Genomic DNA, 25,506 nt, shown 5'->3' with positions numbered 1-25,506 from the left:
TGAATGTTAAGCATAACTCTATGTTTTAATTGGAGCTATTTCATGGGCTTCTGCGAGGTATACCGCCAAATATACCGTCAATTGTCTTTCTTGCTCGGGTTCAATTGAGCTTTGAGCTGGTCTCGCCACAGCTGAACGAAGCGTACCAGCATCAGCAGTGCGTAGCCAGACTGGCGGCAGGTTCTCCCATCACTTGAACAGGCAATCATCCCAGAAAACGCTCAGCACTTTGAGTATGGTAGCTGGCGCCCCAACTCAAGAAGGCGACGCCAAACCATGTTCATGAAAATCATCACCCACCCCGCCGTTCGGTTCTCCATCAAGTGCTACGAGACCGCCATGATTGCAGGCGGGGTTTACATACTATTTAGCTTGCTGAAGCACCTGGTTTCCATCTCCATCTAGCCTGGCTGTCATCCGGACAACTCGCCTCCACAGTTCCTCACTTCTCCGCAGTGGCGTCCGTCCAGGTTGAGCGGAGCGGTACGTGGGCGGACGCCAAGCGCGTGACGCAATACAGATTTCTTCCCTCCTTGTAGCGTAGGGGCATCCCTGCCCGGGCTCCCGCTCCGCTGCGCCCGGGCAAGGCTGCCTACCCTTCAGGTTCTGGCTTCAGCACCACGTGCGCGACAGTCCAACCCTCCTTGGGTATGATCCTTGGTTGACCCTCCAAGCCAGACAAGGACAGCCGACTTGAACACCGAGAACCATTCTCAGACCGCAGCCTTCATCTGGTCCGTGGCAGACCTCCTGCGGGGTGATTTCAAGCAGTCGCAGTATGGGCGGGTCATTCTGCCTTTTACCCTCCTGCGGCGCCTGGAGTGCGTCCTGGAGCCGACCAGGCACAAGGTCCTAGCGCAAGCCAAGACCAGTGCCGACAAGACTGAGGCCGTGAGAGAGCGCCTTCTGCTGCGTGCTGCAGGCAAGGACTTCTTCAATGCGTCACCGCTTACCCTGTCCACTCTGTCCGATACCCAGACAGCTGATGACCTGATGAGCTATGTCCAGTCCTTCAGCCAGGCGGCCCGGGAGATCTTCGAGCACTTCCACTTTGAGGACTTCGTCCAGCAGTTATCCGGAGCTAACCTCCTGTACCAGGTGGTGCAACGCTTCGCCAGTATCGACCTGAACCCGGCCCGCATCACCAACTTCGGCATGGGCATCATCTTCGAGGAGCTGATCCGGAAGTTTGCCGAGAGCTCCAACGAGACTGCAGGGGAGCACTTCACTCCCAGGGACATTGTGCACTTAACGACTTCCTTGGTTTTGACCGGGCAGGAACACAAGCTCAAGCCCTCCAGCATTGTCACCATCTATGACCCAACAGCAGGTACCGGGGGCTTCTTGTCGGAGGGTGACGAGTACATCCAGAAGGTGAGTAGCGGGGTTACTGTGTCTCTGCACGGCCAGGAGCTCAACCCGGAGTCCTACGCCATCTGCAAGGCGGACATGTTGATCAAGGGACAGGGCGTGGACAACATCAAGCTGGGTAACACCCTCTCTGATGACCAGCTGCCAACCCTGCGGGCCGACTTCATGCTGGCCAACCCCCCGTTTGGGGTGGAGTGGAAGAAAGTCCAGAAGGACGTGGTAAAGGAACACGAGCAGCGCGGCTTCGATGGCCGTTTTGGTCCTGGTTTGCCCCGGGTCTCTGATGGCTCCCTGTTGTTCCTGTTGCACCTGGTCAGCAAGATGCAGGATCCCAAGCAGGGAGGTTCCCGGATAGGCATCATCTTGAATGGTTCCCCTCTGTTTACCGGCGGTGCCGGTAGTGGGGAATCGGAGATCCGCCGCTACCTGCTGCAGAGAGACTTTGTTGAGGCCATTGTGGCCCTGCCCACGGACATGTTCTACAACACCGGTATTGCCACCTACATCTGGATACTGTCCAACAACAAGCCAGTAGAGAGAAGGGGCAAGGTACAGCTAATCAACGCCACCAGCCGCTACAGTAAGATGAGGAAGTCCCTGGGGTCGAAGCGCCAGTATGTGGATGAGGCCAACAGTGATGCCATCGTCCGTGCCTATGGGGCCTTCGAGGAAACCGAGGAGAGCAAGATCTTCCCGGTGGATGCCTTCGGGTACCGGCGCATCACCGTGGAGCGCCCCCTGCGTCTTAACTTCCAGGCCAGCCCTGAACGGCTTGCCAGGCTGGCAGAGGAGAAGCCACTACAGAAGCTGGAGGGTGGCCAGCTACAGGCCCTGGAGGCTGCCTGTGGCAGTCTTGATGCAGAGGTGGTGTACACAGACCGTGCTGTATTCAGCAAGGCCCTGAAGGCCGCTCTCAAGCCTTTGAGGTTCAAGCTGCGCGCACCACAGCTGAAGTCGGTCATGAATGCCCTGGCGGAGCGTGATCCTGAGGCCGCCATCTGTACCGAAAAGGACGGCAACCCTGAGCCAGACACCAGCCTGCGTGACAACGAGAACGTGCCCCTGGGTGAATCCATCTACGAGTACTTCGACCGTGAGGTAAAGCCCCACGTCCCGGATGCCTGGATCGATGAGAGCAAGACGGATCCCCTGGATAGTGAGGTTGGTATTGTTGGTTTCGAGATTCCCTTCAACCGGCACTTCTACACGTTCGTGCCGCCCCGGCCACTGGAGGAGATCGATGCTGACCTCAAGGCCTGCACGGACCGGATCAAGGCTATGATCGAGGAGCTGTCGGCGTGAGTTTCCCAGTCTATGATCATTACGCCCCGGTCGATGTGGCAGGTCTAGGCCGAATACCACGCCATTGGTCCATCGTTAGAATGGCGTATTTGGAAAGTAGTGGGGAAGATTTTGTTTCGGGCCCGTTCGGATCATCTTTAGGCTCTGATGATTACGTTGATGCCGGTGTTCCAGTCATTCGAGGAGTAAATACGGCGCTACATGCAAACAGCAAGTTTTACGACAAGGATTATGTTTACGTCAACGACGAAAAATTTGAGAGCCTAAAACGCTGTAAAGCTATTCCGGGTGACGTTATTTTCACTGCTCGGGGCACGGTAGGTAAGGTTGGCATAGTCCCCGAAGCTGTACCAAAAGCACTCATTTCTCCAAATCAACTCAGGTTTAGACCAAGTACTGGCGCTGTTGTCGCCGACTTCCTTTTTTATGTTTTTGCCTCCGAGCCAATGTTCGCTCACGTTATCTTGTCATCTGACAGTGTCGCACAGCCAAATATGAACCTAGGCAGTTTGAAGTCGCTTCGTATCTGGCTCCCTCCAGCAACTGAGCAAAACCAAATAGCCCGCTTCCTCGACCACGAAACCGCAAAGATCGATGCCCTGATCCAGCAGCAGCAGCGTCTGATAGAACTGCTGAAGGAGAAGCGCCAGGCGGTGATTTCCCATGCCGTGACCAAGGGACTGGATCCCTCGGTGCCGATGAAGGACTCGGGGGTGGAGTGGTTGGGGGAGGTGCCGGAGCATTGGGAGGTAGTTCGTTTTAAGCACATTGCGCGAAGCATCAAGGCCGGACCATTTGGCTCAGCGCTGACCAAGGATATGTACACCTCGTCCGGGTATCGTGTGTATGGGCAGGAACAGGTGATACCCGGGGATTTCAAGGTGGGTGACTACTTCATAAGTGACGAGTACTACCGCGAGCTTCAGCAGTACTCGGTCGAGCCCCAAGATATTCTGATCAGCTGTGTGGGCACCTTTGGGAAAATTGCAATTGTCCCCGCAGATGTAGAACCTGGGATTATTAATCCACGCCTTATTCGGGTCCGAGTCCTAGACCATACAATCCCTCAGTTTATCGAAGTTACACTCAAGAGCTATATCGTCTTTGAACAATTTTCGTTGTTTAGTCGTGGTGGAACGATGGACATCATAAACATTGCGACCCTGAGCGACATTTGGCTTCCAATACCTCCACCCTCTGAGCAAGACTCAGTCGTCAGGTGGGTGGAAAGCCAGTCTGAAAGTTTCGATCAACTGATAACTGAGGCTGGCCTCAACATCAAATTGCTTGTTGAACGCCGATCCGCCCTCATCTCCGCCGCCGTCACCGGCAAGATCGATGTCCGTAACTGGAAGCCACCGGCTGACGAGAGCGCCTTTGATGAAGAAGTTCGCCAGGCTGGCCTGGAGATGGCGTCATGAGCCAGGGCCGCAGCATCCGCCTGTTCCTGGTCGATGGCACCCCCAACGGCCTCCTCACCGCCGAGATCATGAACTGGACAGGCCATGTCCTCACTGGCCCCCGCAGCAAGCTCAGCGAGCTTGTACAGCGTCCTGAAGTGGGGCGCACCGGGATCTACTTCCTGGTAGGCCCTGACCCGGAGAACAGCTTCAGACCCTTGGTTTACATTGGGGAGTCTGATGATGTCGGCAAGCGGCTGAAGCAGCACAACAAGCCAGAAGATCAAGGGGGCAAGGACTTCTGGGAGAAGGTCTGCCTGATTACCAGTAAGGACCAGAACCTCACCAAGGCTCATGCAAAGCACCTGGAGAGTGTGCTCATCTCCAAGGCTGGACAGGTCGGTCGCTGCAGGCTGGTCAATGGTACCGCGCATGACTATAGCAGCCTGCCGGAGTCGGACCTTGCCGACATGGCTTTCTTTGCTGAGCAGATCCGGACCGTGTTGCCTGTCCTGGGCTTCGATTTCCTGCGGGATACCAGCAAGCCAGTCACAACTGCCGTAGCTGGCACTGCTTTGGAGTCACCTGTATTCGTGCTGGAGATACCCAAACACAAGATCACAGCCAGGGCCCAGGAGATAGATGGCGAGTTCTTCGTCCTGGCCGGGAGCATCGCCAGAGCCAGCTGGTCCCCGAACAGTCACACCTACAGAGACCTCTATGAGCAGTTGATCCAAGACGGTGTACTTGCCCCGCATTCATCTGGCTCCCTGGAGTTTACCGCTGACCAGATGTTCTCCAGCCCAAGTGCAGCAGCGGCTGTGGTCTCGGGGAGAGCCGCCAATGGTCGGACACAATGGAAGGTAGAAGGTAGTGGGCAGACCTATGGAGAGTGGCAGGATCAGCAGGTAAGCTCTCTCGGAGCCTCTTAGAAAAATAAGTAGGAGAAGTACTGATGCAAGTGATGTATTGGCAGATCCTTGTGATTGGATCAATGGCAGGCGCTTACCTTTTAGTTTCTCGACAGGCGGCGCTATGGGTAGGCGCTGGCTGGACAGTCTGGACCCTTGCAATGCTTAACTATGAACCCCTGATCATGGTGCAGTTAGCTTCCACCTGGGGCACGTTTTTCGTAGTCGGTAGACTGAAAACGTCCTCCACTGACCTGGCCCAGGCCAGAGAAAAACTCGCAGGCTTTGAAGCTGCGACGGCGGGTTTCTCGGGGCAAGTGCGTGATCTTGCGAGATCGGCTGAGAGCCACGGGAAAGTGACGCCTCTGCAGGATTCCGAGCACTACGAGTACCTTTTGAGAGCCATCAAAGAGTCGAAGAAGTCATTGCTCATTTTGTCTGGATGGTTGTCGTCAAGCGTAGTCGATGAGACCTTCTGTGTTGCTATCAGAGATGCCCTGTCCCGAGGAGTGAATGTCTACCTTGGATTTGGCTACGAAAACTCAGGCGGCCAACATGAAGCCTCTCCTAAAAGTCATCAGGCCATGAACTCACTACGCGCTGTCGCTGACGCTGCTAGAGGGATGGAAGGAGTTTTGAAGGTTGGAGAGTTTAACAACCACCAAAAAATTCTGATCCGAGATTGCGAGGAAGTTGTCTGTGGGAGCCACAACTGGCTTTCCAACCGTGCATTCATGAACCGGGAGAAGAGCTTTGTCGTGGATGATCCGAACGTCGCACGGCAGGCATTCGCTGAATGTAGGCCGCTCATCGAAGGCAACCTGAAAATATAAGGGGCCAGCAGTGGCAGACAGCCGGGAGCTACAATTCCAGCAGGACATCATCAACCAGATGGTGGCTTCAGCAGGCTGGGTGACGGGACCTGCCTCAGGCTACGACCGTGCCACTGCTCTGTACACCGAGGACCTGCTGGCCTTTGTCCAGGAAGCCTACCCGGACCGCTGGGAGAAGTACTGCAAGAACAATCCCCAGGATCCTGCCGGTGCCTTGGTGAAGGCCGTGGTGAGAGAGCTGGATCGGCACGGGACTCTCGAAGTGCTTCGTCATGGTTTCAAGGTTCCAGGGGTCAAGATCGACCTCTGCAGCTTCCGCCCCGACCACGGCATGAATCCAGAAGCCCAGGCCCGGTATGCCGCCAATCGCCTGCGGGTGGTGCAGGAAGTCTCCTACTCACCTCATGCTCGGGAGGGGGAGTACAACCCGCGCCTGGACCTGGTGCTGTTCGTGAACGGGATCCCCACGGCCACCCTGGAACTCAAAAGCCAGTTCAAGCAGTCAGTGGAGAATGCCAAGCGCCAGTACCAGAATGACCGGCCAGTGAAGGACCCGGTGACCCGGAAGCCAGAACCACTACTGACCTTCAAGCGCGGAGCCCTGGTCCACTTCGCCGTGAGTCAGGCCGAGGTGGCCATGACTACCAAGCTGGATGGCAAGGCGACGTACTTCCTGCCCTTCAACCGGGGGACTGAGGAAGGTGGAGCAGGCAACCCTGCACCACCGGATGGTGACACCTACGCCACGGCTTACCTCTGGCAGGAGGTTTTCCAGAAGGATGCCTGGCTGGCTATCCTGGGCCGCTTCCTGCACCTGGACCGGCAGGAGGTCCAACACTTCGACGGCACCAAGGACATCAAGGAGGCCCTGATCTTTCCTCGCTACCACCAGTGGCAGGTAGTGAACCGGCTGATTGAGGCAACTCGGGAGGAGGGTGCCGGGCACAAGTACCTGGTGCAACACAGTGCTGGTTCCGGCAAGTCCAACTCAATTGCTTGGCTGGCTCATCAGTTGGCTTCCTTGTATGACGCCAATGGTGCCAGCAAGCTGTTCAACTCTGTCATCGTTGTCACCGACCGCACGGTGCTGGACACGCAGCTGCAGAACACCATCTATCAGTTCGAACATGCCCAGGGTGTAGTCAGGCCCATTACCCGGGACATCGGCAACCAGAGCAAGTCGGAGCAACTCGCCGAGGCTCTGGCCAAACAGACCCGCATCATCATCGTCACCATCCAGACCTTCCCGGCCCTGTTCGATGCTCTGGACAAGTATCCGGAGCTGGCCAGTGGCCGCTACGCCGTGATTGCCGATGAGGCGCACTCCTCACAGACTGGTTCCTCTGCCACCAAGCTAAAGGCAATCCTGGGTGCTGACAGGCCCGAGGGAGACGAGATCAGCGCTGAGGACCTACTGGATGCCGCGGTGCAGGCCCGTAAGCCAAGTGAAAGCATCAGCTACTATGCGTTTACCGCTACCCCCAAGGCCAAGACCCTGGAGCTGTTTGGTCGTCCACCGGACCCGAACTTGCCTGCGGGCAAGGAGAACTTGCCGGAGCCTTTCCATCTCTACTCCATGCGTCAAGCCATAGAAGAAAGGTTCATCCTCGATGTCCTGAAGCGGTACATCACCTACAACACGGCCTGGAAGTTGTCGCACCCCCACGGTGACGACACGGAGGTAGAGTCCCGCAAGGCGTCGACGGCACTGGCTCGCTGGGTACGTCTGCACCCCTACAACATCAGTCAGCGGGTGGAGATCATCGTGGAGCATTTCCGGGAGCATGTCCGGCACCTGCTAGATGGCCAGGCCAAAGCCATGGTGGTCACCGGCAGCCGCCAGGAAGCTGTGCGCTATGCCCTGGCCATGCGCCAGTATGTCGAAGCCAAAGGCTACAGGGACGTGCATCCCCTGGTGGCATTCTCTGGGACTGTGCCGGCTGATGAGGTGACCCCGGAGGAAGTGTCGGAAACCAGTAGCCTTCTCAATCCTGGCTTGAAAGGTAGAGACCTGGCGGACGCCTTCGACACGGCTGACTACAACGTGATGATTGCCGCCAACAAGTACCAGACCGGCTTTGATCAGCCCAAGCTGTGCGCCATGTACGTGGACAAGAAGCTGCAGGGCGTGGACTGTGTGCAGACATTGTCCCGGCTCAACAGGATCTTCCCGGGCAAGGAGACCTTCATCCTCGACTTCTTCAATGATCCCCAGGACATTCTCGAAGCCTTCGTTCCCTACTATGGCAAGGCGGAGCTTGAGGACGTGTCGGATACCCAGGTGGTCTATGATTTGCAACGCAGCCTGGACCAGGAGGGGATCTACCACGGGGAGGAGGTTACTGGTTTCGCGTCAGCGTTCTTTGATCCCAGAGCACCGGCATCCAGGCTCAGTTTTCACTGCCAACCCGCTGTCGAGCGCTACAGTGTCCGGTACCGGGCGGCACTCGATGACATGCAGCACTGGACCCAGGCTCGCAATGCCGCAGAGGCAAGCGGAGACCGGGAGGGGCTCAAGCAGGCAGAACGTGCCTTGGAAGAGGCAGGCCAAACCAAGGACACCCTGGACCTGTTCCGGAAGAACCTGCAGAGCTATGTCCGGGCCTATGAGTTCCTGTCGCAGATCGTCCACTATGACGACAGGGAGCTGGAGCAGCTTTGTGTCTACGCCAAACACCTGCACCCACTGCTGCGGGTAGACAGGGTTGAAGGCGAGCCGGTGGATGTGGCTGAGCTGGCACTGACCCACTACCGCCTCACCAAGCGCGCGGAGCAGCAGTTAAGGCTTGCTGATGAAGAGACAGAGCACGGCCTCAAGTCGATTCAGGATGTGGGCACTGGCAAACCACACGACCCCGAGAAGGCCCGACTGTCAGAGATCATCGGCAGGCTCAATGACCTCTTCGGTGCCGAGGTGGGTGATGACGACAAGCTGCACTTTGCAAACGGCATCGCCGACAGGATCGAGCGTGATGAAGAAGTCATGGCTCAGATCCGGCACCACTCAACGGAGAAGATCATGCACGGTCTGTTCCCGAAGCGGGTGACCGATGCGGTGCTGGATGCTCTGGGGGACAATGGCAAGCTATCTGAGCCTATCCTGGACAGTGAGGAGAAGAGTAGGCAGTTTGCTTTGTTGATTCTGGAGATGCTGGCGGGGCGTGGTCGATTGTTGGAGCCCGGCGCAGCTGATCAACCGGCTAGTCGATGAAGAAAGTCTACAGGAGCTACGGCAGGGTCTGCATTGGCAAGGACAGCAACGGTAGCTACGCTATTACGGCAGTCAGGGAATGCACCTAGTCAATGAAGACTTTGCCAAGCTCCCTGAATTTGTCCGTGAAGATTACGCCCTCTGTAAGCAGACACTCTGGGAGTCGGCGAATTGTTCTAAATCCGAACGACTTGCGAAGGAGATGAAGCTCATCCGTGAACATCAAGCTAATGAAAGGGGCTCTACCCCCTTTTCCACGGACCGCTCTAATACGGCTGAGCACGCAGGACTCGAAATTCGCCTACAGTTATTCCGAATGCAGTTTGGCTGCGACTGCACTGACCCATTGCCGGAATTCCTTCAACGTTGATTCAAAGCGACGCTGCAGTTTGAATACGTTACATATGTAATCCACTGGGTCGTGAGGAGCCTTCTCAAGAGCTTCGCGGGCAAGACCGAGCGCTTCTGGATAAGCAATTTCATTCCACTTTCTATCGCCACCAAAAGCATCAACCCCACGCCAGGGAACTTCTTCTCGTATGTCTCCAGGAGAAGGCCACATGACCCACTGGCCATTGAATGGACCTGACTTACCTGCCCAGTTTTCGATTATGTTAAGCAAGTGATCTCTCTGCTTTGCACTGGTCTTATTTCGGCCGTATGCCGCAGCAACTTGCAAAGAAAGATCCTTTAGTGTAATACCTGGTTGCTCAGCCAAGATCTCTTTTGCCAAGCTGTTGATGTTCATTCGCTCCGATGAATCGTAGTACTTGCGCGCATCATAGTCGGTACGCTCGGCATGAGCGAAACTGCCCGACGACTTGTCACCATCGTCGACCTCATCATGCTGGCTTGAAGACTGCTCATAGTCGTCACTTGACGCGGTCGCGGCTGCGTCGCCATGCTCGACTTCCTCATCACTCTCCCAATCAATCTTGAACTCGTCTTCACTCTGATTGATTATGTCGACATCTGATCGCTTGGTTCGATCCTTCGCAAGAAGTTCTTCAAGCTTGTTATGTACGCGCCGGATTACTTCATCCGGATCAGTGAAGTACTCAGTCGACCAGATGCGCACGAGTGTCCAGCCCAAATTCTCGAGCACCGAGTGACGCACGCGATCTCGGTCCCGGGCCGAAGGAGAACCGTGATAGGTGGCACCATCGCATTCGATACCCGCAAGATAAACACCCGGGTATTCCGGATGAATGATTCCGAGGTCTACGCGGAACTTGCTCACGCCCACCTGCGTTTGCACTTTCCAGCCGAGATCACGCAACGACCAAGCGACGGCCTCCTCAAAGTCGCTGTCAAACTGATCAACACCGTATTCAGCCGTTGCCTGCTCCGGCAGGACCATCGGACCATGCTCAGCGTACTCGAGATAGTGTTTCAGGTGCTCTACAGCGATGGCCGATGTGCGACTCATATCGATCATGCTGTGATCAAGGCTCGCAAATACACACACTTCAGTCGTTGCCCGGGTAATTGCGACGTTTAATCGACGCTCTCCGCCCGCTTTGTTCAGGGGGCCAAAGTTCATGCTCATGGTACGGCCGCCAGGCGAAATCGGTCCGTACCCCACACTCAACATGATCACATCGCGCTCATCACCCTGGACAGACTCCAAGTTTTTTACAAAGACGGGATCATAGTCATCGGTGCCGCGGAAGAACTGTTCAATCTCTGGATACTTCCGACGCGCTTCATCAAGGAAGTCCTCTACGGTACGCTGCTGCTCTGAGTTGAGGGTCACGACGCCTATACTGAACTTGCTGAGCTCGGGATGTAGAAGCCGCCGTACGACCTCGGATGCGACTGCCTTGGCTTCAATCGGATTGTTGCGCCCCCTACCCTTGGCGTAGACCCCATCCACACGGTGAAAGGTCACCATGGAGGCCTTTGTAGAAGCCGAGGGGTACGTTATGAGCGAGTTCTCGTAGTAGCGACCATTCGAGAACGCGATCAGCGTCTCATGGCGGCTGCGGTAGTGCCCCAGAAGCCGTAAGTGCGGGAGCCGAGCGGCAAGCGCTTGGTCTAGGATCGACTCGAGATCGTCCTCGTCAGGATTTTCGACATCAACTGTCTTGTTGAAGAAGTTCGTCGGCGGCATCTGCTTCGGGTCGCCAACGACAATAACATTCTTGCCACGGGCGATAGCGCCTACTGCATCCCATGGCGTGATCTGGCTCGCCTCGTCGAAGACCACAAGATCGAAGGACGAGAACGTGCTAGGCAGAAACTGTGCGACGGAGAGTGGACTCATCATCATGACGGGGCACAGGTCCAAGACTCTATCTCCCATGTCCTCAAAGAGCGCACGAATGGGCTTGTGACGCGTCTTCTTCTGCAGCTCCCGTGACAAAGTGCTGAAGTAAGGAGCATTCTCTTTGCTATTGATGTCTGGCGCCTGCTTGGCTGCCTGCATTCTTATGTAGTCGCTCGTGATGTCCGCCAGGTCGCTGTCCATCTTGCGGAAGGTGTCGATAAGATTCTCATGACTGATGGCGTCAAAGTTGACCAGGTGTTCGTCGGCGTCGATCAGGCGAGGCGCAAGCCAAGCGCAAAATGCCGTGAGCAGCTGCTGATCGGCCTCATGCAGCGGAATCTGACCTGATTCGAGACCATCTGCCATGGCGTCAAGTTTCAGCTTTGAAGCTTCTCGTTTGGCGCTCATCCAATTCACCCAGGCTTTGAGCTTCTGAGCGTTGTTGGATACCTGCAGCAAGGCATCATTCATTTCGGCGAGTGTCATCTCTTCCGGGAAAACAACTCCGAAGTCTGCGAGTCGGGACATCAGATCGTCGAAGGCCTCCTTTGCCTGCTCGTACTGTGTGGTTTTAGAGTTCACACTCGAAGTGTCGAGGAAATCACGCGCATCAACGAGGTGCTTCTTCAGGGCAACCATTAGGTCGACGGCGTCGTCGACAAGATTCAGCGCTTCGCCGATGCACTGCCTGGCCTTCTCGCCGGACACGAAACGTTCATTAAGGAAGGTAGGATCCGTGTCCCAGCCACTCCAGATGCCGGCCTTTTCGAACTCTTTCGTGCCATTCTGTACTTTTTCTAGTGTATCGCGGGCCGCTTTCAAATCCTCAAGGACAATGAGATCACTAAACTTTTCAAATCCGGCGGTGCGGGCAGCTTTGTTGACCTTGCTCTTCAGAAAGAGACGTTTAAAAAAACTGTTCGCCGCCTCCTGCTGCCAGCCAAGCCACTCCTCGACGGGAGCCGTTAGCACTTTTTCGGCTGTCGCATTGTGAGCGACCTTTTCGATTCGGGTATCGGCCTCCTTTTTGATTTCGGCCAGTTCTGCCAAGCGGCCCAATCGCGCCTTGGCGTCCCCCCCAACCACGTACTCGATAGAATGGTCTTCAGCAATGCGCACGAGCTTCGCAATAGCACCCACGGACTTCAGGGTCCGCTGGGTGATGTGATCGACTGGGCTAGCAAAGTGCACCGTCAAGCCACGGGAAGCTACCTGTAGTCTCTCGATGATCGGAGCGACTTCCTTCAGGAGGTCAAGGAACAGAGTTTGCCAGGCGTTAGACCACTCGAGGGACTTCACGATACGGAACGGCACGGCATCTACGGATTCGATGCCCTCATAGGCCGTGATCAGGTGCTGACCTGCGTGCAGGAGCTGCTGTAGGCCTACCTTGTCCTTGATGGGCGCTTCCTTAAGGCCGCCTGTCCAACCTAAGTCGAGGGTATGCGCGTCCCTGAACTTAGCCCAACGTGCGATCGCCTGCCGCGGGGTGATCTCAAACGGAGAGGGGGCATGGAGGGCCTGCACGTAGTTGTTGAGCTTGTCCCTGCGGTCCTTGAGGAGCTTTGCAGTCTCTTCCCAGTTTGCCGCCTGACCTGACTCAGCGTGGGATACAGCCCGCGCGAGCTGATCAAGCACAGCTTTCTTGTTGGCCTTGGAGGAATGCAATTCAAGGCACAGATGGTCGAGGCCAATCTTCTCAATGCGGCGATACACCACTTGCAGAGCCGCGATCTTTTCGGCTACGAAGAGAACCTTGCGGCCCATCGCAATATTGTGGGCGATGATGTTGGCAATGGTCTCGGACTTACCCGTTCCCGGCGGACCTTCCAAAACAAAGTCCTGCGCCCGGCCGGAAGCCTCCACGGCTACCAGCTGTGAGCTGTCACAATTTAGGGGCGTGAATACGCCGTTGGGGTTAATCTTCTCGTCAACATCATGTCGGTCAATGAATGACGACTCTTGCTGATATGCCTCATTAGGAGAGTCGACCATGTGACTGACAAACGGATTACCCTTTAGATCGTCCAGGCGGGTCCTGAGATCGTTCCACATCACGTATTTCGCGAAGCTGAACGACGCCAGAGCGGATTCTTCCACGACCTCGAAGCCGGGTTGCTCGCTGACCGCCTCCCGGACCATCTGCCAAACGTGGCCAACATCCACACCAGACGCATCCTCGGGCAGCTCATCCTTGAACTGACGAAGGTCGATCGCGTGCTCGTTAAGCAGGAATTCGATCAACGTAAGGTTGAAGATCGGCTCGTTGTCTGCCAGCTGACGCAGCTTGATCGATGCTCGGGCGCTTTTTCGGGTGAGCTCCACAGGTAGCAGTATCAGCGGTGCCTTGTAAAACTTGGTCTCCCCCGGCACTTCCTGCCACTTGAGCATGCCAAGCGCCAGGAAAAGCGTGTTTGCTCCGCCCTCTTCCAAGTCATTCTTTGACTTACGCAGGAGATCTACGAGACTGTTCTCGAGCTTCTTCTGCGTCATGTTGGCGATGATGTTTTTCTTGTCGAGCTGTCCAATGGCGAAGCTCTTATGCAGATCGTTTCCTGTCATCAGACGGAAGTTATCCGCGCTGCGCTCCGAATCATTGATGGGGCTGCGTTCTGCAGACTGAAAATCAAAGGCCTGCCCTCCCGCGAGCATGTCTTCTAGCTTGCCCAAGTCCGGGCAGTAGATCCTAACAGCGCGAGCGCGGTCGCTAAAGTTAAGTAAGCTGTTGCGCTTGGAAAGGTCCAGCAGCTTTCGCTGCCACATATCAACGCGGGTTTCGGGAGTCTCCTCCTCAACACGCTCGTCTATAGACACCTTCGGAAGTGGGGGTAGGGGTGGCAGCACCTCTAGGCTGACCTCCGCGGCTTCTTCTTCCTCACGGCGCTGTTCAACCGTAGACAGGGGCTTGATCTTGCGTGACCTAGCCTGAGCGATATCGATAACGTACACAAAGTTATCTTCTTTACCTTCCTCAATGAGTTCGCGGCCGCGGGCCGCCGACTCCTGGAAGCTCACGGGGGCACTGTTGGTTGCCAGCGTGGTCTCAAATATGACTAGATCCCGTGAATCGAATCGCTTGCGCAGATCCATCGGGTCGTCATTCGTTAAGAGCGGAAAGCTTGAGTCGATCAACCAGACACCCACGACGGCGTGACCTTCCAAAAGCGCGATCACGGGGTTGAGGCCCATGAGCTCAAGACAGCTGGCGAACAGCGTTGAAAGATCCAAACAAGCCGCAATTTTCTGGGTACTGATTTCGCTCGGGAGCCGAATCAACTGCCCATCGTGAGCATAGGACGGCGGGGGTGAGACATAGGCAAGCTTCTGACCCACGATGACATTCCAGAGCGCCATAGCCATCACATAAGGCTTATCCCGCGTGCCGCTCTGGTAGCCATCGGCTGAGCGACCGTGCCCATTCTTTTCCATGAGCTCGGTTGCCTGGCGCACTAGCGACTCAACATAGGCTCCATTGGGTTTTACGAAGGCGGCCAGCAACTCCGGCTGACGAGACTCACCGCCCCAGAAGTTGGCGGGCAAAAGCGTGATGTGGTGAGTGTCGAGTACGCGCTCGCCTTCCTGGTCTCGGGATGAGAGAACAAACTTAAACTTCAGCGTCACTTCTTCTGTCAGCCCATACAAGTACTCGTCGGGCATATCGATAGACTTCTCAGGCAGCCGGACGTGCTGCCCGGGGATCAAAGCGCCGATCTCCCAGACCGTGGGCTCTATGACTTCATGCTCACATTCGAGACGAAGCTGAAGGTTACGAATGGGCTTCGGGTCAGCCGTTAGCTCTATGTCCTCAAGGTGCAGTGCGAGCTCAGTGAAAAGTCGATATGCATTGCGCTGAGCGGCGAGCGAGTACACAGATGCGCCGTGGTAGCGCAACTTGAAACCTCGTTCAATGTCTTTGCGTGGTTCAGAGATTAGGCTTTCGTGTTGTGCCGTGTCCATTGCTGAGCCTTTGTATACTATTTTATGAATGCCCACCTCATTACGGGCGGCCGTCTAAGCGGTCTTCGAACTCGATACTAAAGCGGATCAAGGCCGGCTCCCAGCTGCGAGTCAGCGTAGTCCTTCCTTTCAATGCCTGTTGCATCGCTAGGAGAACGACTCTCATTGCGCCATCATCACTGGGGAATACCTTTCTGCACTTGATCGTTCTGCGGATGGCGCTGTTCAGTGACTGGATGGCGTGTAAGACGTATTTAAGGAAGATCAGACGCAGAATTCCATGCTTGTATTTGGCGACATTCAGGTTGACGCGTAGCTTGTCGGCGGCCTTCCAGCGTTTGTCGTCGATTGACTTCAGGAATTGCTGTTCGGTGTTGCTCATCGCTTCCTCTTGGGTCTTGTTGTTCCTAGTTTGCCGGGCCTAACCCGTCACCCTCGCTGGTGCCCGTGGGATGGCTAGGACTATACCCATCAATTGCAGCCACGGAAAAGCACAACGTGCGCAGTGTGACGGAGCCAGCAAACTCAGTGGATCGGTCGCCTCGTCCCCAGTCTTATCTCCAATCTATGGCATTCGGAACGGTGGCGCAGCGCTGTATGGATAGACAAGTACCGTTTTCAGGCAGGAGGGGGCCGAGACTCACCACCTACCTTCGTGGCACTTGATAGCATTCAACACCTCCCTAAGCGGGTAACGGATAAGGTAGCCACCAATTCCCAAAGGACTCTTAGCTTTCGACTTTGGTTATTTTTGCAGTAGTTGCAGCCACCAAATATAGGCCCCCTGTCGGCTTCGTCGAGAGTGATACGGACACCTCAACGACATCTCCAACATCAAACTCGTCTCGATCGCGATTACACTGGACCCTGAGCCCTTCAGGGAAGTATTCATTGGGAAGGCTAACAAAGCGTTTTCGGCCCCCCTCATATACCACTCTCGCTCGAATATTCCTTTTGTTATACGAACCACCTCTGTCGGAGTTGTCTTCTCGAGCCTTGGCCTCTAAAAACACTATCTTCGGAATTTGTGTATCTATGGGCCGGAAGCCATAGTCCTCTTGGCAATCTATGACTTCTGCTCGACTATTGAGCTTATGGCCATAAAACTTTATTGCGGCAGCTTCTTTACTCTTCGCTGATTTTGGAAATGAGGCAGTAGCTAGTACGTAGTGAGTAAATCCGGAGTGACCGTAGGCTCTGATCGCACGCTTGAAGTTGTCATTGTAGGATCCTGAGTTTGCATCTACGGAATGGTGAACATGCTGCTTCCAGCGCCTTACTGGGTCTTCAGACATGCCTACATATACACCCGCGGGACACCGGTGCGCATATACAATGTGCTTCGCTTTTTTTACATCTGCCTCTCCAAGTCCATTTAGTATCTCGAATCTGATTCTCTCTGGCATTTCCATCGATTCTATGAGGCCCCCCGTAGATTTTCTTTGTTAACAGCATTTTTGATATAAAACGTAAAATTTCCACTGGCGTAATGGTAGACACTGGACCAAATATTGGCCATGCGAATCAATGAAATTTTCTTTGGTGGCATTACAGCATCCGCGCCGTAAGCTAGCTCGATCGAGGATTGACGGTGACGCGCCGACCTGGCATAGAGCGGCTACGGTCCTGGCCTTAGCGAGGTTGAGGTCGTAACTGTTGAATCCGAGTCCCGCCGCGTGAGCCCGGGGGCAAGGTCATTCCTCAGAGAACTTGGCGACACGGCGCTTAGTGGCAGTAATCAGGCCATCCGCCGCTTCCGGATGAATATTCATATTCACATAGGCTTGAATGAAATCGTCGAAAGTCGGATGACGGCCATTAAAACCATCTACCGCTCGTGCGTAGCTAAAAATGTTGTTGACGCGAGCCTGTAGTTCGCCCAAGTCGACTATCCTTCCCAAGATATTAGTAGAGACATGACCAAAGAAGCCGTTAGCACTCTCTGCGCTTTCGTGTAATCCGATCATGCGTGTCTCATGAATCTGAAAATCTCGAAGGATTCGCGCCAAGTATTCGCCGACTTCCGGCTCAGCTTTCTGGATGGAGTCTCGGAACACTGTCCTAAAACTTGTTGGTGCGGAGGGTAAAATGGGTAGATTCACTGGTTGCCGGGGAGCATTCACGAGCTCGCTAATCGGCTTAGCTAAGGCTACGGCTTGTTTTAGATAAGCGGCGCTAGTTCGAAAGTGTCTCGTGAGTTCGCTCAGCGCATCGGGCAGGAAGGCTTGTGCTGCCCTGAAGTCCCTTCTGCGTTGTTGCTCTGAATTGTAGGCGGAAATATTGAAGGCTACTAAGCTGGCGGCGAAAGCAAGTACCCCCACGTTTAACGCCTGCCAGTCATACCATACGGCCCCAATGTGGTGCCATGAACCGCCACCAGATAGTATCGGGTGGAAAATCATGGAGTATAGATAGGCAATGCCCATCACAACGGCGCCAAGGTTTAGAGCTTTCAGTCTCGCTGTCCACATCTTAGTGTTGGTCGCAATCCGCAAATATGTTAAGAGGATACATCATCTCGGATGGCGACTGAAAATGGCTTTGAATGGTTAATTTATAGAGAAAGCTGGGTACACTCCACACGCGACGCGAGTCGGCTGCGCCCGGGTGCAGTAGCGCCGCCATGAGCAGCTAAGCAGATTTATCCATAGGACTGATTATGCGGCGTCAGCGTACAGTCCCCTTGGGGACAGCGCATAATCCCGTCTTATGGTCATTCTGCGACATCATTGCTGTTGCCTTGTACCTTCCTGGTTTGGCTTCCAAGCCAGCAAAAAAAAGAGGACCGCACCGTCTCCGGTGCAGTCTCTTCCTTGATGAAGCGTTGTTAGCTACGGCTCTTCCTGACCCGATGTCTTGCCAAGGAAGCTGATGTCACCACTGAGGTATCTGTAAAGCCAGTAGAGGACAACTGGGGCGCACAGGATAAGCCCTGCAGGCCCTTCCTCTGCTGTGATGAACAGGCCCAGCATCACCAGGACACTGCTAACCAGAAACGCGACTGTGTCTTGCTTGCTCATTGAGTAGTTCCTTATTGATGATGGGGCTCAGAGACGACCGCGCTCTGCCAGGGAGTAGACGCCCTCAGTACCGACGATGATGTGATCCAGTACTCGAACATCGACATGAGCTAGCACGTCCCTCAGGCGGGTCGTGATTCTCATGTCTGCATCGCTGGGCTCGGCAATACCTGATGGGTGGTTGTGGGTGAAGATGACAGCCGCTGCGTTATGCTCCAGAGCTCGCCGCAGGACGACCCTGGGATAGACAGCAGCACCATCTACCGTGCCCCGGAACATACGTTCGAAGGCAATGAGGCGGTGCTGGTTGTCGAGGAACATGCAGGCAAAGTATTCATCCAATTCGTGGGCGATCTGCAGGCGGCAGAAGGCCTTCACGTTGGAAGGGTTGCTATACACATCAGAGTCTCGGATTCGAGATTCGAGAATCATCAAGGCCTCTTGGATGGTGGCCTGCTCCTTCTCTTCAAAGCATATTGCATAGGTGAGCGGAGAAGTGAATTCCTTGGTTTGGTGAGTGTTCATGGTTTAGCTCCTGACGTTCGAAAGTGTGTGCGAGTGCAGCCGAGACCTTTCGAGGTCAGAAGCTGCAAGGGTCATGGGAAAGCCAGGAACGCGCCTGTGCCTCCCAGTCCTAGCGCGCAGCGCCAGGGATGGGCGAAGACGCAACCGATGAAACCAAGAGGCTAAAAGCGGGAGTAGAGGCTATCTGGTTGTGTGGGTGTGTAAGAAAACACCTGCCCGAAGGCAGGTGGTCGTTGATCAGGTCAACCGAGGCAATGTCTTAAGTTCGATCTGCAGCTGCTCAAGCCGAGCACTGCGCTCCAGTTGAGTGCGGTTCTCGAAGTCTGCGGCTTCGTGCTCTGCCCACTTGGCGCAATGGTCGAGGGCAGATGCACCACGGTTCATGGCGGTGAAGAGGGTAGCGATTGCGGTGAAGAAGTTGCCGAGGGCTGTGAACATGAGGGTAGCTCCGTAGTCATTGTGGGGTGGCGTTCGCCACACTGACCGCGCAGCGGAGCCAGCATCAGTAGCGAAGACGATGTCTATCGAAACGTACCGGGGGGCGGTGCTCCTCCCTACCGTCCCTGGCTTACCCCCGGGGGGGTATTTGCCAATGCGACAGCGAGGCACTGAGTACTGGGGCCGTAGGCAGGTGAGCAAATTTGCCTTATGGCTTCGGTAAGGTGCAGTTAGTACCTCGGGTGTACATAGTCGCCTGCGGCTGGTTCCGTCGAGTTAGAACATCGGGAGAACATCGGTGGAGAAGTCTGGCGAACTTCTTGGAGAGCGATCAAGCTAGTCCTGAGAGTTGTATATTTATTGATCAGTACTGGTTTCCTCGGGTAATGCTCTCGGTGGCCACCTAGTACTACACAGGGACTATATCGGTTTGGCCACCAGAGTTGATAGTTTCTCGTGATTGATCAAAATTTGTACAGTCATGCACCGACGGCCCCGGTTGGCGCTTTGGGCTGCGCCCCGGCGCCACCGGGCCGACGGTGGTGGCGTGGGCGCTCACCCCAAGGAAAGACCGCAACAACGAAACATTGCATAAAAAACAATGACCTACGAGAGCTGGAAGTGCAACATGCCCGAAACGGCTCATGAAACTTCTCTTCTACGTTGCAGATACTGTTGCGGGTATGTTGCAGTTAGTGTGGTTGGAAACCCCTATGAACGCTGGATTGTTGCGGTGTTGCGGGTAAATGCCCCGTGGAGGGGCAGGAAGAGGAGAGAATGTGCCGCTGGGAGCGTGGCGCCCTCAGCGGCAATGGTGGCCGGTACGCGTGGCGGGCAAACGTCAGGCCAGGTAACGCTCGAACGCATCCTCCAGCTGCGCATGCTCATATCCCCGAAGGGTCTTATCACCGACGCGGATGGTCTTTGGCTTGACTCCATACGGCCGCAGGAGCTTTCCTACCAGATTTGGCGTAATGGGCTTGCCAGTGTTGCAGGTTTTCCAGGGTCCATCCTCATCGCTGATTAGCGCTTCACAGAGTTCCTTCGAGGTGGCACGAGAAGACCCTGATTTCAGAAAGAACTGCTGGATGTCCCGCAGGAGCATCGTCTGCAGTTCGGGCTCTGCCGTAACCGTAAGCTCTCGACATGCCTTCTCGCACCGGCCCAGCCATGGCTCCCCCAGCACGGCAGCAACCTGAAAAAGGGGCTTCCAGTTGTCGCCAGCTCGGTCATTGCCCACTTTGGGCAGTTGGACAGACTGGTTCCTGATGAGGGTCCTGTTTGCCGCTACCCAGGCTGCAATGGTTTGCCGCAGCGGTTCATTGAGATCCTGCAGATCCACCGGCACTTCTTCCGTGTGCTCGTATGACTTCTTGCGCCGCAAGTTGATCACGATACTTCGATCCATCAGCGTGCCGGGTAGGTCGCCAATGGAGGCCAGCACCATAGGCATCCAGGTGCTGAACTCCCGAGCTTCGAAGTTATCGCCATCGCACCGCATTACCTTGGCTGCAGCCTTAGTGTGGCTGGAGTTGATCAGCCCGTTGAGGTCTGAATCTCCATTCTTCAGGAATGTATCAGCCTCATCTATGAAGAGTGTCGGCTGCCTCTTCTCTGTGATGCGATACAGTATTGCCTTAGTCATATTCGACATCAGTTGGCCATCCTTAGCCATCGAGCTAGTGACCTCCATAGTTGTCGTCTTCCCGCAACGTTTCTCCGGGCTGATGAGCGCCAGCTTTGAGAAGACACGGAAGTCATCAATGATGTAGCTGGCTATGAGCCAGAGTGCCATCGCGTCGACTTCGTACTCTGTGAGAACGCAGTACCTCTTGATCACCTCCACCATCTGGGTCGCCGGCTCAGCTGGAGGAGCTTGCGCCCCTCCTGCTGCCTGCCCACCAAGAACTGTTTGGATGCCAGCGTCGGTTTTGGTACTATCATCGCGCAGGTCAATTGGTATGTCTTGGTTTTGCTTGCAGGCGGCCAAGACATCCCCTTCTATTTTCTCCGCAGAATCTACGGCACCTTCTGGCAACATACTCATTGGCTTAGACTTTCCTTGATTTGAGGGAAGGCTGCGGCTGCAGCCTCTGTGAGATCAGCCCGGTGGATGTAGTGACCTACGCACTTCTTTACACCGTATTCATCGACCACCATCCGTCGTTCACGCATGATGTTCGCGCCAAGCTTGACCAGCTCGGATACTGCTTGAGAAGGGTTGGTTACTCCGGCCTTCTGGAGCTCCAAAGTGTTAATCCCTTGCTCACCAGCGGCGATGACGGACCGGAATGTCCGGCTCAAGTAGGGAGGCAGGGAGACCTTCTCTACAGTGACATGCGCTCGGGTACAGACAAGTCGATCAGATTGACTCGGTCTCGCGACGTCCATTCCGGTGTTCGTTTGAGAAACTTTCTGCGTAAGAGTAGTCATGCGTGCAGTCCTTTCATACTGGTATTAACGTCGAATGAGGTATGGTGGATTCGCAACCCAAGGTATTTGTAATGGGGTGCGTCCAAGTGGAGCTCGGAGTTTGAGGTCGCCATGTCCTTGCGCATGCGCTCAAAAGATGCTCCCAGCTCCTCCAGATATAAGACAGCCGCGTCGGGGTCGCTGACCCGAACTTCGTAGAGCTCGGGCCAGCTGACCCACTTACTGCCGGTAGCCAGGAAGTAGGCTAGCGCCCGACCAGGGTCCCGGGGCAAGGTAATCGTTGTATTGCTCGACAGCGTCACTGTCACATTGCCCTGCTCGTCCACGGGACGGATCATCAGTGTTTTTGAGATCCATGGATTCGGGGTTCTGTGATTGGTCTTCGGCGGCGGCCGCTTGTTGGGTTTTCCTCGGCTGTTCATTGGCCCACCTCCTGGTCACGCTCGGCAATCCGTTGATCGATGAAATTTAGGATTTCATCCTCGACCCACGCCCGAGATGTTCCGCCCGGAACCAGTGTTACGGGTGGTGGCAGCAGGCCTCGGTTTACCAAATCGTAGATGTAAGAGCGGGATAGCCCCGTCAGTTCCTGCACGCCTCGCAGGCGAAGCAGACGTTTCCGGCGACTACCGTTGTAGGAATGGTTTACGGTCTGTTGCATTGGTGCGATTTCCTATATGGCTTAGGGGTGTCGGCTACTGTCCAGTAGCCGACGAGGCCATCTTCAGGAATCTGCAAAGGCTTTTCTGAACTTTCTACCTTATAGGGCGAAACTAAATCTATGAAAACCTACGGACAGTATGGTACGCGCGGGAAGGCAGCCTAGGCCGCCTTTGCTCTGCTGTTAGCGTCGGTCCCTCCTGAGGAGGTCTGAAGCGCTTTATCGCGCAGCTCGTCCAGGTAGCTTGCCCACTGACTCATCATCTCCGTCCGCCCATCCAGGTGAGACGTGCGGTTGTAGGCCCGCCCATTGGGGTCTTTCACTGCATGCGCCAGCTGATGTTCGATCCAGTCGGGACGGAAGCCCAGAACCTCGTCAAGGAGCGTCCTGGCCATGGCCCGGAAACCGTGGGGGGTCATGGTGTCGTTGTCATAGCCCAGCGTCCTTAGTGCTGTTCGTACTCCATTCTCAGAAAGGCACCGGCTGGCGCCGCGGGCACTCGGGAAGACGAACTTGCCGCGTCCTGTCAGTAGTTGGATTTCCTGCAGGATAGATAGCGCTTGCTCGCTGAGCGGTACAATGTGGGCGTGCCCCATCTTCATTTTTTCAGCTGGTATCTCCCAGCGCTTTTCCGCCCAGTTCAACTCAGACCATTCCATGGCCCGAATTTCCCCAGGGCGTTGGAAGAGGAGGGGGGATAGCCTAAGGGCTCCCCGTACAACAGCAGTGCCACGGAAACCGTCAATCGCGACCATCAGCTTGCCTACTTCGACGGGGTCTGTGATCGCTGCCAAGTGTTTCTTCTTGGGGTTTTTCAGGGCACCCTTGAGATCCGCTGAAGGGTCTCGTTCTGCCCTGTCAGTGACAACTGCATATCGGAATACCTGGCCGGCGGTTTGCTTGGCGCGGTGTGCTGTCTCTACAGCGCCTCTAGACTCGATCCGCCGGAGCGTGTTGAGAAGGTCTGATGCTGTGATACCTGTGATGGGGCGGTCACCCAAGTAGGGAAACAGGTCCTTCTCCAATGCCCGGAGCGTCCTGTCCTGATGACTCTTGGAGCGATCAAACATTTTCGTGCTGAACCACTCCCTGGCGATTGCTTCAAAGGTGTTCTGGTCCGTCAGGTGCTGCGTCTGTTTTGCCACCTTCCTGGTTGCTGCGGGGTTAATGCCTTTCCTGAGGTTAGTCCTGGCATCCTGGTGCGCCTCGCGGGCCTTCAGCAGGGAGACATCGGGATATACGCCCAGTGCGAGTGTTTTCCGCTTCCCGGCAAACCGGAAGTCGAAACGCCAATACTTGCTGCCGTTGGGGTGGACTAGCAGGTATAGCCCGTCACCATCGCTGAGCTTGTACTGCTTGTCAGTTGGCTTTGCGTGTTTTACTTGGGTTGCCGTCAGCTTGCCCATATCTGCAGTCCTCTCCTGGTTTTGACGGTACACGTTTTGACGGTACCGAATATACCGCCACCTGTACCGTCAAAGGTGACGGGATCTCCTCGGATCGTGTGGAGGGTATAGGACGCAGTATAAACAAAAAAGCCCTGAATATCAGGGCTTTAAGGACTTCTTTGGACTTGCTTGGATGGGTGTTTGGTGGAGGCGGCGGGAGTTGAACCCGCGTCCGCCAGTACTCTGCCTTCGGCTCTACATGCTTAGTTTCCGTTAATTAATTTAGCCGCATACAGCCCAACGGGCAGGACGTAATTGGCGAGCCTGAATAAGTTTTAGCAGTTCCACCTCAGGCGGGCTTCACAGCGATCCAGTTCTATATGACAGTCAGTAGTGCGGTACTGGCACCTTACTAAAGACCGCTAGGGCCGAAGCCACTAGTTGGTGCTTTCACGGGCTGCTTACGCAGCCAGTTGGGCACCGTAGTTGTCGTCGTTGGCAACTAATAGTTTGCAGCTTTGGATTAACGTGATTGGCTACCATCACGGCATGCACCTCAGGGTTCGTTACCGTCGTCGAATCCGTATCGCCCCCAGTGTGACTCGCAATTGTACCTCAATTGCACAGTGTTAGACTGTAAATTCTGCAGAAGTTCCCTTGGTTGGCCTACCCGGTTTGGCATTGGCGGCCTGCCACAAATTTAAACACAGGAGCCTGACATGTCTGTGCGTTACGCTCACACCGACCTCCATTCTTTCAGCCAGCGCCTGTTTGAGGCCGCGGGCCTGCCCGCCGACCGCGCAGCGGTAATGGCTGAGGTGCTGCTGGAAGCCGATCTCATGGGCTTTACCACCCACGGTATGCAGAGGGTGGCACACAATGTGCGCTGGCTGATGGAGGGCGCCAGCCGCGGGAGCGGTGAGCCCACGGTTTTGGTGGACAAGGGCGCCCTGTTCAACTGGGATGCTGCTTTCCTGCCAGGCCCCTGGGTGGTGAGTCACGCGGTGGACACGGCGCTGGCACGGGTGCCGGAACATGGGGTAGTGACGGCAACGCTGCGCCGCAGCCAGCATATAGCGTGTCTTGCGGCTTATCTGCCGCGTGTTATTGAGGCGGGTTATCTGGGTATCCTCACCTGTTCCACGCCTGCGGAGCATACCGTAAGCCCCTTTGGCGGCCTCACGCCGGTCTTCTCCGCCAACCCGCTGGCCATGGGGGCTCCCGGCCAGGAGTACCCGCTGCTGTTTGATATCAGCATGTCGGTGACCGCCGGCGGCTACGTAGCGCGCGCAGCGCGTGAGGGCGAACGACTGCCCGAACCGTGCCTGAAGGATGCCGAAGGCCGGATAACGGATGATCCGGCTGCACTGGCCGGTCCCCCGCGCGGCAGCATCATGCCCATTGGCGGTGCCCAACATGGCTACAAGGGCGCAGCACTCTCCGCAGCGACCGAAGTGCTGAGCATGGCGCTGGGCGGCTACGGACGTGCGGACGCTGAGGCTGCGGGGGATGGTGAAGCCAATTCGGTGTACCTGCAGATTATCGACCCCGCCGCGTTTGGCTCGCTGGCCGCGTTCAAGGAGCAGCTGCATGCGCTGCAATACCTGGTGACGGCAAGCGAGGTACCCGAGGGTGCGCCGCCGGTGCGTTTTCCGGGTCAGCGAGCCTGGCAGCAGCGCAGCGAGCAGCTAGCTGGTGGTGTGGCGCTCTATCCGACCATAATGGAGGATCTGGCGCCGCTGGCGCGGCAGTTAGAGGTTGCCCAGCCCGTGCCGCTGGGCTGACAC

The 25,506-nt window shown here is 55.7% G+C and carries 18 protein-coding genes and 1 other RNA gene; 6 read left to right on the top strand and 13 right to left on the bottom strand.

Annotation, left to right across the window (positions count from 1 at the left end; translation table 11 throughout):
* Positions 1-693 precede the first annotated feature (693 nt).
* From EGJ68_RS15655 to EGJ68_RS15635, 5 genes are read left to right on the top strand one after another with little or no spacing between them, the layout of a single operon-like run.
* Entirely contained in the window at positions 694-2,673 is a 1,980-nt protein-coding gene (locus EGJ68_RS15655) for a type I restriction-modification system subunit M (protein ID WP_123035496.1), read from the top strand.
* Positions 2,670-4,094, top strand: coding sequence for a restriction endonuclease subunit S (locus EGJ68_RS15650; RefSeq protein WP_158283707.1), 1,425 nt, complete (start codon positions 2,670-2,672; stop codon positions 4,092-4,094). Before EGJ68_RS15655 ends, EGJ68_RS15650 begins: the two co-directional genes overlap by 4 nt.
* Entirely contained in the window at positions 4,091-5,005 is a 915-nt protein-coding gene (locus EGJ68_RS15645; protein WP_123035494.1) for a GIY-YIG nuclease family protein, read from the top strand. Before EGJ68_RS15650 ends, EGJ68_RS15645 begins: the two co-directional genes overlap by 4 nt.
* A gap of 23 nt (positions 5,006-5,028) precedes the next feature.
* Positions 5,029-5,817, top strand: a complete 789-nt coding sequence (locus EGJ68_RS15640; RefSeq protein WP_123035493.1) for a phospholipase D-like domain-containing protein — start codon at positions 5,029-5,031, stop codon at positions 5,815-5,817.
* A gap of 10 nt (positions 5,818-5,827) precedes the next feature.
* The gene (locus EGJ68_RS15635; RefSeq protein ID WP_199228073.1) at positions 5,828-9,028 is read left to right on the top strand and encodes a type I restriction endonuclease subunit R; all 3,201 of its coding nucleotides are present in this window, start codon (positions 5,828-5,830) and stop codon (positions 9,026-9,028) included.
* Between the two features lie 307 nt (positions 9,029-9,335).
* Here the strand turns inward: EGJ68_RS15635 and EGJ68_RS15630 are convergent, their stop codons facing one another.
* From EGJ68_RS15630 to ssrA, 13 genes are all read right to left on the bottom strand, one after another.
* Positions 9,336-15,254, bottom strand: a complete 5,919-nt coding sequence (locus EGJ68_RS15630; RefSeq protein WP_123035492.1) for a DUF4011 domain-containing protein — start codon at positions 15,252-15,254, stop codon at positions 9,336-9,338.
* A gap of 40 nt (positions 15,255-15,294) precedes the next feature.
* Positions 15,295-15,636: a type I restriction-modification system subunit M N-terminal domain-containing protein gene (locus tag EGJ68_RS18180; RefSeq protein ID WP_158283706.1), complete on the bottom strand. Its 342-nt coding sequence runs from the start codon at positions 15,634-15,636 to the stop codon at positions 15,295-15,297.
* Between the two features lie 346 nt (positions 15,637-15,982).
* Positions 15,983-16,660 carry a GIY-YIG nuclease family protein gene (locus tag EGJ68_RS18175; RefSeq protein ID WP_158283705.1) on the bottom strand — a complete coding sequence of 226 codons (678 nt, stop codon included), beginning with the start codon at positions 16,658-16,660 and terminating at the stop codon, positions 15,983-15,985.
* 288 nt (positions 16,661-16,948) lie between these two features.
* Positions 16,949-17,680, bottom strand: coding sequence for a hypothetical protein (locus EGJ68_RS15620; protein ID WP_123035491.1), 732 nt, complete (start codon positions 17,678-17,680; stop codon positions 16,949-16,951).
* A 405-nt stretch (positions 17,681-18,085) separates the two neighbouring features.
* Positions 18,086-18,274, bottom strand: a complete 189-nt coding sequence (locus tag EGJ68_RS15615) for a hypothetical protein (RefSeq protein ID WP_123035490.1) — start codon at positions 18,272-18,274, stop codon at positions 18,086-18,088.
* A gap of 27 nt (positions 18,275-18,301) precedes the next feature.
* Positions 18,302-18,799 carry a RadC family protein gene (gene radC / locus EGJ68_RS15610; protein ID WP_123035489.1) on the bottom strand — a complete coding sequence of 166 codons (498 nt, stop codon included), beginning with the start codon at positions 18,797-18,799 and terminating at the stop codon, positions 18,302-18,304.
* 237 nt (positions 18,800-19,036) lie between these two features.
* Positions 19,037-19,237, bottom strand: a complete 201-nt coding sequence (locus EGJ68_RS15605) for a hypothetical protein (protein ID WP_123035488.1) — start codon at positions 19,235-19,237, stop codon at positions 19,037-19,039.
* 841 nt (positions 19,238-20,078) lie between these two features.
* Complete coding sequence (locus EGJ68_RS15600) at positions 20,079-21,284, bottom strand: DUF3631 domain-containing protein (RefSeq protein ID WP_123035487.1); 1,206 nt, start codon at positions 21,282-21,284, stop codon at positions 20,079-20,081.
* Positions 21,281-21,670, bottom strand: coding sequence for a hypothetical protein (locus EGJ68_RS15595; protein WP_123035486.1), 390 nt, complete (start codon positions 21,668-21,670; stop codon positions 21,281-21,283). Before EGJ68_RS15595 ends, EGJ68_RS15600 begins: the two co-directional genes overlap by 4 nt.
* Positions 21,667-22,092, bottom strand: a complete 426-nt coding sequence (locus EGJ68_RS15590) for a hypothetical protein (protein WP_158283704.1) — start codon at positions 22,090-22,092, stop codon at positions 21,667-21,669. The genes EGJ68_RS15595 and EGJ68_RS15590 overlap by 4 nt, the downstream gene beginning before the upstream one ends.
* Positions 22,089-22,331, bottom strand: a complete 243-nt coding sequence (locus EGJ68_RS18525; RefSeq protein ID WP_123035484.1) for a helix-turn-helix transcriptional regulator — start codon at positions 22,329-22,331, stop codon at positions 22,089-22,091. The genes EGJ68_RS15590 and EGJ68_RS18525 overlap by 4 nt, the downstream gene beginning before the upstream one ends.
* 161 nt (positions 22,332-22,492) lie before the next feature.
* Positions 22,493-23,737, bottom strand: a complete 1,245-nt coding sequence (locus EGJ68_RS15580) for a tyrosine-type recombinase/integrase (protein WP_123035483.1) — start codon at positions 23,735-23,737, stop codon at positions 22,493-22,495.
* Between the two features lie 184 nt (positions 23,738-23,921).
* Positions 23,922-24,313: a transfer-messenger RNA gene (ssrA, locus tag EGJ68_RS15575) on the bottom strand.
* Between the two features lie 125 nt (positions 24,314-24,438).
* Between ssrA and EGJ68_RS15570 the strand changes: the two genes are divergently transcribed.
* The gene (locus tag EGJ68_RS15570) at positions 24,439-25,503 is read left to right on the top strand and encodes an Ldh family oxidoreductase (RefSeq protein ID WP_123035482.1); all 1,065 of its coding nucleotides are present in this window, start codon (positions 24,439-24,441) and stop codon (positions 25,501-25,503) included.
* Positions 25,504-25,506 lie beyond the last annotated feature (3 nt).

It is taken from the genome of Haliea alexandrii, assembly GCF_003719295.1.
Classification (GTDB): domain Bacteria; phylum Pseudomonadota; class Gammaproteobacteria; order Pseudomonadales; family Halieaceae; genus Haliea; species Haliea alexandrii.
Note: the sequence above shows the minus strand (reverse complement) of the source record. Positions and strands in the feature narration are given on the sequence as shown.

Excerpts from the sequence above, each read along its gene's own strand:
- EGJ68_RS15645 (WP_123035494.1), top strand. The coding sequence starts at position 4,091 with ATGAGCCAGGGCCGCAGCATCCGCCTGTTCCTGGTCGATGGCACCCCC.
- EGJ68_RS15640 (WP_123035493.1), top strand. The coding sequence starts at position 5,029 with ATGCAAGTGATGTATTGGCAGATCCTTGTGATTGGATCAATGGCAGGC.
- EGJ68_RS15630 (WP_123035492.1), bottom strand. The coding sequence starts at position 15,254 with ATGGACACGGCACAACACGAAAGCCTAATCTCTGAACCACGCAAAGAC.
- EGJ68_RS18180 (WP_158283706.1), bottom strand. The coding sequence starts at position 15,636 with ATGAGCAACACCGAACAGCAATTCCTGAAGTCAATCGACGACAAACGC.
- EGJ68_RS18175 (WP_158283705.1), bottom strand. The coding sequence starts at position 16,660 with ATGCCAGAGAGAATCAGATTCGAGATACTAAATGGACTTGGAGAGGCA.
- EGJ68_RS15620 (WP_123035491.1), bottom strand. The coding sequence starts at position 17,680 with ATGGGCATTGCCTATCTATACTCCATGATTTTCCACCCGATACTATCT.
- EGJ68_RS15615 (WP_123035490.1), bottom strand. The coding sequence starts at position 18,274 with ATGAGCAAGCAAGACACAGTCGCGTTTCTGGTTAGCAGTGTCCTGGTG.
- radC (WP_123035489.1), bottom strand. The coding sequence starts at position 18,799 with ATGAACACTCACCAAACCAAGGAATTCACTTCTCCGCTCACCTATGCA.
- EGJ68_RS15605 (WP_123035488.1), bottom strand. The coding sequence starts at position 19,237 with ATGTTCACAGCCCTCGGCAACTTCTTCACCGCAATCGCTACCCTCTTC.
- EGJ68_RS15600 (WP_123035487.1), bottom strand. The coding sequence starts at position 21,284 with ATGAGTATGTTGCCAGAAGGTGCCGTAGATTCTGCGGAGAAAATAGAA.
- EGJ68_RS15595 (WP_123035486.1), bottom strand. The coding sequence starts at position 21,670 with ATGACTACTCTTACGCAGAAAGTTTCTCAAACGAACACCGGAATGGAC.
- EGJ68_RS15590 (WP_158283704.1), bottom strand. The coding sequence starts at position 22,092 with ATGAACAGCCGAGGAAAACCCAACAAGCGGCCGCCGCCGAAGACCAAT.
- EGJ68_RS18525 (WP_123035484.1), bottom strand. The coding sequence starts at position 22,331 with ATGCAACAGACCGTAAACCATTCCTACAACGGTAGTCGCCGGAAACGT.
- EGJ68_RS15580 (WP_123035483.1), bottom strand. The coding sequence starts at position 23,737 with ATGGGCAAGCTGACGGCAACCCAAGTAAAACACGCAAAGCCAACTGAC.
- EGJ68_RS15570 (WP_123035482.1), top strand. The coding sequence starts at position 24,439 with ATGTCTGTGCGTTACGCTCACACCGACCTCCATTCTTTCAGCCAGCGC.